Origin of the sequence: Pseudovibrio sp. POLY-S9, assembly GCF_001431305.1 — a bacterium.
In the GTDB taxonomy this organism is placed as follows: domain Bacteria; phylum Pseudomonadota; class Alphaproteobacteria; order Rhizobiales; family Stappiaceae; genus Pseudovibrio.
Genome location: NZ_LCWX01000178.1, coordinates 1 through 7405 on the forward strand (window position 1 = coordinate 1; position 7405 = coordinate 7405).

The window sequence follows — 7405 nt, forward strand, 5'->3', positions numbered from 1 at the left end:
ACCACGCGCAAGCCGCTTAAAATCAAAACGTAAACCGGGCCAAACACCCCGCTACTCAGAAGCTAATTCTGTCTAACTTCACTCGACGACGGACAAGGCCTACACCTCAGACAAGCGCGCAGAGCAAGACGAGATCCGGGGCAAGAAAAGTAGACAACGAAAGACTCCAGGGTCTTGGGAATGGATTGATAAGTTCAGGGAGTATGCGAACCCATACGCGGGGGCGCTGGCTCTTTTCATGTTCACCACAGGCTCAAGAATTACTCAGGCAGTTGAAATGGTGCCGGATGATCTGGACTTAATGAGCCATAGAGTATTTTTGCCATCAGCCAAAGGACATGATGCACAGTGGGTAAACATCACGACAGAGATGGTTGTTACACTCGCCAATCTACCACCAAGAAACGGGAGAGTATTCGGCTACGCCAGCCATCACAGCGTTTACAAGCACTGGCAGACAGTCTGCAAGGAAGCTGGAATTAAGTACATCGCACCACATGCTGCCGGTCACCATGGCTTTGGAACTGAGACAGTAGTGAGGCAGGGTATCAACGTAGTTGACGCGGCTGAGGCAAGGCGCTGGTCAAGTTCCAGAGTGCTACTCGACAGCTATGCACACTCTGAAGATGGTTCAAGAAAAGTTCTCGATGCGTTCTCTCGTGACAATGCAATCAAATCCGCAAAAGCAAAACAACAGCAACGCAGAATATTACATAACTAATTGAAATTATTGACAAATAAAATCCCAATCTCACCCCCAATTTCCCATCAATACGAATTTCTGGATGCGCACTTTACAAAATTCTGAAACAGGCGTAGATTTTCAATCAAACGATTGATTAAAAATAGGTGTCATCATGACAAACTCCCCTACCCCAAATGAACTGCGTGAAGTTCTGGCATCTGACACCCCATCGGCCAAAACAAAACGCGACCTTATTGAATCTGCTCTCTACCACTTCGGTCGTGAGGGATATGCCGGCACGTCCACGCGCTCTATCGCGCAAACAGCGAAGGCCAACATTGCTTCCATTGCCTATCACTTCGATGGCAAGGCCGGGCTGAAGCGCGCATGCATCAACTTCATTGCCATGTCGATTGGCGATGTGCTGTCCGTTGTGCTGAACAGAAAGCTCTCTGACATTGAGCATCTGTCGCCTGAAGACGCACGCGCTAAGATTCTGGAGATGATCGACCGCATGATCACCTTCACCCAGACAAACAAGCGCGCTGAGCTGGTGATTGGCTTTATGCTCAAGGAGGTTTTGCACTCACCAGAGGAAGTGGACACGCTTTACCACTTGATCTTTGAACCACTGATGGACCGTGTCACCGTGCTCTTCAGTCGCGCAACCGGGCAACCTGTCGGCTCTGATGAACTGAAGCTCGCGATCTTCGCCATGATTGGCCAGTTGCTTTACATCCGTCTGGCACGTCCGCTGGTGCTCAAACGCATGGGCTGGCAAGCAGTAGGCCCGGATGAGCTGGCACAGATCAAATCCATCCTCCACCGCTCAATTAACGCTCTGTTGGATGAGCTGTCGAAAGGCTCGAACGATGCTTAATGTCTGCGCCCTTCCTCTTATTGCAAGCTGGATCGCCTTTTGCGCACCAGAGCAGAACCTGACTGCTGGCTATGTTGAAGGCGAGTACCTCAAGCTGGCGCCAGTGGAGCTCTCCGAAATTGCTGATGTGCAGGTAGAAGAAGGTGAGCGGGTCAAGAAAGGCCAGCTCATCGCCATACTGGAATCCTCCGACGCCAACATGAAACTAGCCGAAGCCAAAGCACAATTGCAGCAGACGCTCGCATCACTCAATGACCTCAAGCTTGGCAAGCGCCCTGAGGAGATCGATGTTTTAAACGCCACCCTGCGCTCAGCACAGGCGCAGGCCAAACATTCGCAAAACGTCTACGACAGATATCAGGGTCTACTCGGGCATAAAGTCATCTCTCAGGCACAGTTTGATGAAGCAGAGACCGCCCTGCTCGTTGCGCAAGCCCGAATAACAGAGCTGCAAGCCCAGCTCTCCGTTGCCAAACTGCCAGCACGTGAAGATCAGATCGCCGCTGCCGAGAGCCTCTATGAAATGGCAAGGGCGAAAGTTGATCTGGCTGAGTGGCTGCTTGAGAAGCGGAAGATATACGCACCGGAAGATGCCAAGGTCACAGACGTGTTCCTGCACTCCGGTGAAATGGCAGGCCCGACAGCGCCGGTTGCCAGCCTGTTGCCCGTCAATTCCATCAAGCTTCATTTCTTCGTGCCCGAAGAGCAATACGCACAGCTGGAAGTTGGCACCAAATTCAACGCCAGATGCTCCGGCTGCGCCACCCTGCAAGCCTTGCAGATCACCCACATTGCAGAAGGCCCGGAATTCACCCCACCAGTCATCTACTCTTTAGAGACACGCGAGAAGCTGGTTTATGAGGTGCAGGCAAAGCCAATCACGAAGCATTCTCCGTTGAGGCCCGGTCAGATTTTTGACGTTGATCTGGACAGCTTGCAATGAACGCAATTGAAGTCAAAGGCCTGACCAAACGCTTTGGCGACAAGCTGGTCGTCAACAATGTCTCGCTCAAAGTCAAACCGGGTGAGATTGTCGGCTTCCTTGGTCCCAATGGCTCGGGCAAAACCACCAGCATCCGGATGATGTGTGGGCTCCTGAAGCCAGACGAAGGCAACGGACAGGTGCTTGGGTATGATCTGATCAAGGACCGTCTGCTGATCAAAAGCCAGGTCGGCTACATGACGCAGAAGTTCTCGTTCTACGAAGATCTGACCATCGAGGAAAACCTGAGCTTTGTCGCGCGGCTTTACAACCTCAAACCAGTGAAGCAGCACACAATCGCAACACTGGAAAAGCTAGGCCTGCTCTCCCGCCGCAACCAATTAGCAGGCGAACTGTCAGGTGGTTGGAAACAGCGCCTCGCTCTGGCAGCTTGCACCATGCACAAACCGAAGCTTCTGCTGTTGGATGAACCCACCGCAGGTGTAGACCCAAAGGCCCGTCGCGATTTTTGGGAGGAGATCCACCGCCTTGCAGCTGATGGCATGACCGTTCTTGTCTCCACCCACTACATGGATGAGGCCGAGCGCTGTCATCGCATCACTTACATCTCATATGGCGAACTTTTAGCCGACGGCTCCCTGCATGATGTCATCGCAGATGCAGGACTGTACACATACACACTCACCGGCCCCAACCTTGAACGTTTTATTCCTGAGCTTCAGGAAAACAAAGGCGTGCAGCAGGTCGCACCGTTCGGTAACTCATTGCACGTAACAGGAACAGACCTTCAGGCATTGAAACGCGCGCTCAAACCACTGGAGCAACACGAAGACATCCAGATCGAACAATCAGAAACCAATCTGGAGGATGTCTTCATCAAGTTCATGACTGACAGCACGGACAATATGCAATGAGCAGAGTATTCTCCCTTCAGCGGCTCTTTGCTATGCTCATCAAAGAGTTCATCCAGATGCGCCGCGACCGTATCACCTTTGCCATGATGCTCGGCATTCCCCTGCTTCAGCTCGTGCTGTTTGGCTACGCGATCAACAATGACCCGCGCGGCCTCCCCACAGCTCTGGTTGCCATGGCAAATGACCCATACTCACGCGCAGCCGTCACAGCCCTTGAAAACTCTCAGTACTTCAAGTTCACTGATGTGAATGTCTCACCGTCAGAAGCCCGCAGTCTGCTCCGGCGTGGTAAAGTCACGTTTGTGGTGACATTCCCGAGCGATTTCGCCAAGCAGGCAGAAGCAGGAACACCCAACGCGCTGATTGAAGCAGACGCCACAGACCCGGCAGCGTCCGGCGCTGCGGTCGCCTCTGCTCCGGCAATCATCGAAAAAGCCGTTGCATCCATCAAACAAAAGAATCCAAGCCTGAAGCAAGATCTTTTGAAGTCCAGCACCATCATTCATCGCAAATACAATCCGGAAGGCATCACCCAGTACAACATCGTCCCCGGCCTGCTGGGCGTCATTCTTCAGCTGACGCTGGTGATGATGACAAGCATCGCACTGACGCGAGAAACAGAACGCGGCACCATGGAAAACCTTCTGGCCATGCCCGCGTCTCCTTTTGAGATCATGTGCGGCAAAGTCCTGCCCTATCTGGGCGTGGGGGCGGTTCAGGTCGCCGTTGTGTTAACTGCAGGCCGCCTGCTCTTCAACATCCCGTTTGAAGGCGGGTTGCTGCTGCTTATCGGTGCCATACTGGTTTTCGTGCTGACATTGGTTCTGCTGGGCTACTTCATCTCAACAATCGCCCGCACGCAAATGCAGGCCATGCAGATGACGTTCTTCTTCTTCCTGCCATCCCTACTGCTCTCCGGCTTCATGTTCCCCTACGCGGGCATGCCGGAATGGGCGCAAATGCTGGGCGAGATCTTCCCGCTCACTCACTTCCTGCGCGTTGTTCGCGCGATCTTGCTGAAAGGCGCGGAATGGAGCGAGGTATCCGCAAGCGTTTACACCCTCTTCCTGTTCGTCGGCCTGCTCCTGATGCTGGCCTTGAAGAGGTTCAAGCGGACACTGGACTAACAACTGCCCACAAGAAAAGAGGCGCTGTTTTGCAGCGCCTCAATCAGATCAACTAGCTGGCCTCAAAAGCCTCAGTGCTTTGAGAGGCGCTGGCTTCTTCAACCCCACTCGAGACCAGATTGGCCATCAGGCGGAAAGCCCCCGGCACCAGCTTTTCCATCTGGTGATGCAGGATAAGCGAGGTGTGGATGTGTTGCCCCTGCCCAAAGTCACCCACAAGCAAAATGCCCTGGTGAGGTGCTTCATCAGGGTCCGCCATCTCCAACAGCGGCTCATAGGCAGCATCCCAGCTCTTCGCAAAGTAGAGCCCGCGCTCCTTGTGCCAGTTCGCCCAATCGCTCTTGCCAATCTCATTAGGCTGGTTGAGCAAGGCATGCTGCGGGTTCAAATAACGCACCTCGGCATTTTCATCCGTCACCCGCCAACGCAAGCTCGGCGATCCAATCTCAAGCAGTTGAAGCGGAAGCTTTTCTGCATCCCAGCGATCCCATGGACGGTGATAGAGTGTAATCAGGCGCCCGCCTGCTTTCACCCACGCATGAATATCCTCAATCACATCATGTAGGTCTTGTCGGCTACGGAAAGCAAAGATGCCGATGACAAGGCAATCCAGCCCTTGCAGCCGCTTGGCACTCAACTCACCAACAGGCAAATCAACCAGTTCAACGCCAATGTCACCAAGCCATTTGGCAACACGGTCATTACCGCTCCCGACATAACCAACACGCTTTGCATCAAGACGCGCCTCGACAACACAGACCCGAACCGTCGCCGGAGTAACCCGAACACGCTGGCTCACATGCGGATAAGACACAACATGAACGGTGTAAGCCTGCTCGCCCCCCTGCAGGATCGGTAACTCATAAAGCCCATTGGCAACATCATCCGGCAGAGCAATCTGGAAAACACCATCGTCAAACTGTGCCGTCCATCCTTCTGGCACATCAAGGCCCAAGCCCTCGGCATTCCCCCCCACCGGAATGCTCAAGGACCGTTTTTCCAGCGTGTTGTTGAGCACGAAGCCCGTGTCATCCAATGTAACCACATGAGAAGGAAGCACAATTGGCTCCACCTCAAACGGCAGCCGCGTTTCAACCGCCACACCATGAGAAGTAAACTGAAGCTTTGCACAGGGCGCCTGAACCGCATCTGGACAATAAACAGCAGGGTACGGATCACTGGTGTCAGCCTCACCCCCAACTTGGACACAGGCGTCTTGCTGCACCCAGCCCTTCGGCAAATCCAGCTCAAAACTCACGGCCTCACGATTGCATTCAAACGCAACCTCAGCGCTCTCACCACGCTTCAGCTGGTCTTGAGACAACCGCACAGAGGCAACAATGCCCTCTGCCAGCTCAAGCACCTTTGCAAGCTGCAACTCCTTGCGCTCCAAACGGTGCAGAACTTCATCACGGGCTGCCTCAGGGCAGTCATCCATCGCCTTCCGCAACAACTTCAGTGCCTGCGCCGCAGCCGCGCCAACCATCGTACGGTTCGGGAAGGCCTCAATCGCATCCAGACAATGATCATGTGCTTTATCCAGCAACGCTGAAAGCACCGGAGCTCCCGCAAAAGCAGCAAGCTCGGAAAGGTCTTTCGGAAGATTATCGGATAAAGACAGCTCGTCTGTTCCAACCGTGCTTTCCGCCAGATGCAGCGGCCAGACATTGCTTTTGTCGTAAGCCTGCCAGCGCCCCATACCTTGTGTTTTGTGGAATGCACGAGACTGTTCCCCAATCTGCGCCCAGCTCCAGCCGGTGACTTCCTCTTCACTGTTGCCATCAAACTCCAGCGTCGCAGGTGGTGGTGGAACCTCATCATCATACGCCCCGCCCGCACCAGACCATGCTGGCAGGTAGAGCTTCTTGACGGTCCAGCACGGTAGCTCAACATCAGGAAACTCAGGATTAGCCGCCGCTTTCATCACCTCAAATGCAGCCTGTGTCATGGCGCGGTGGTGACCATGCTGGCCGGGAATATTCAAAAAAGTCGGGCTGATGATGTCTGGCCGCTCTTGCCGGATGATTTCAACAAACCGCTTCAGCGTGCGTTGATGCCCCCACTTGCTAAGTGTCTCAACACCGCTCTTTGAAAACCCGAAGTCAAAAACACTGTCCTCAGCATTTTCCGAGAGCCAGTACATGCGCATGTTCAACACATCACAGGCTTTTTCCATTTCAGCGGTGCGCAATACACCAAGGTTCTCGGTCGCCTCGGTGCCAATATCATTTTGCCCGCCCTCACCGCGGTTGGCGCAGGCATAAGACAAGGCAATGCCATCGCGAAGACCAATAGCTGCCAGCATCTCAGAAATCTCATCATCCGGATGAGCTCCCGTATTCATAAAGGAAACCGTTGACTTGAGTGGCTGCAGCGCCCGCCAAAGGTTCACCATCCGCACACTTTGTTTGTGCTCGGCAATACGTTCTTGTTCTGAAAGTGGCATCGTGTCCCCTCAGGCTACCTTCGAAATACTTGGAATATAGGTGTCGTGTATAATCAGCGCTGCCGCTCCAAGAGCCGCAGTCATCCAACCAGACGCTCCACGCACCACACGCGGCAAAGTCCGGTCAGCGCGAACGGAAACCGTCGCATCAATCAGGTTCAGTTGAGCAATCAACCGCTCAAGCAGCTCCGGCGGCATGGCACCACCCAAAATAACGGCCTCCGGATCAAACAGGTTCTCAAGCGTTCCAATGGCCTGCGCCAACGGGTCAGCCGCTTCACGGATCCACTCATCCAGATCAGGATCATTCACGGCCAGCAGATCAGAAAGGTCCTTCTGGCTCTCGGTAGACTTGCCGCGTTTTTGCAAAAACTCACTGGCCGCCATACGGCTGGTATAGGTTTCAAGGC

Annotated in this window: 7 protein-coding genes; 5 read left to right on the plus strand and 2 right to left on the minus strand. The window is 53.9% G+C overall.

The features are described 5' to 3' along the window. Positions 1-238: 238 nt before the first annotated feature. From PPL9_RS17950 to PPL9_RS17970, 5 genes are all read left to right on the plus strand, one after another. Positions 239-721, plus strand: coding sequence for a hypothetical protein (locus tag PPL9_RS17950; RefSeq protein WP_161831339.1), 483 nt, complete (start codon positions 239-241; stop codon positions 719-721). 136 nt (positions 722-857) lie between these two features. Further along, on the plus strand, positions 858-1565 hold the full coding sequence (locus PPL9_RS17955) for a CerR family C-terminal domain-containing protein (protein WP_057463986.1): 708 nt from the start codon (positions 858-860) through the stop codon (positions 1563-1565). After that, entirely contained in the window at positions 1558-2508 is a 951-nt protein-coding gene (locus PPL9_RS17960; protein WP_208989461.1) for an HlyD family efflux transporter periplasmic adaptor subunit, read from the plus strand. The genes PPL9_RS17955 and PPL9_RS17960 overlap by 8 nt, the downstream gene beginning before the upstream one ends. Beyond that, positions 2505-3422, plus strand: a complete 918-nt coding sequence (locus tag PPL9_RS17965) for an ABC transporter ATP-binding protein (protein WP_057463987.1) — start codon at positions 2505-2507, stop codon at positions 3420-3422. Before PPL9_RS17960 ends, PPL9_RS17965 begins: the two co-directional genes overlap by 4 nt. Further along, a complete protein-coding gene (locus tag PPL9_RS17970) occupies positions 3419-4549 on the plus strand; it encodes an ABC transporter permease (protein WP_057463988.1) in 1131 nt (376 codons plus the stop codon). The genes PPL9_RS17965 and PPL9_RS17970 overlap by 4 nt, the downstream gene beginning before the upstream one ends. A 52-nt stretch (positions 4550-4601) precedes the next feature. Here PPL9_RS17970 and PPL9_RS17975 read toward each other — a convergent pair whose 3' ends face one another. Next, complete coding sequence (locus PPL9_RS17975) at positions 4602-6995, minus strand: PIG-L family deacetylase (protein ID WP_057463989.1); 2394 nt, start codon at positions 6993-6995, stop codon at positions 4602-4604. A 9-nt stretch (positions 6996-7004) separates the two neighbouring features. Further along, a partial coding sequence (locus tag PPL9_RS17980; protein ID WP_152986744.1) for an ROK family protein occupies positions 7005-7405 on the minus strand: 401 nt, incomplete at its 5' end.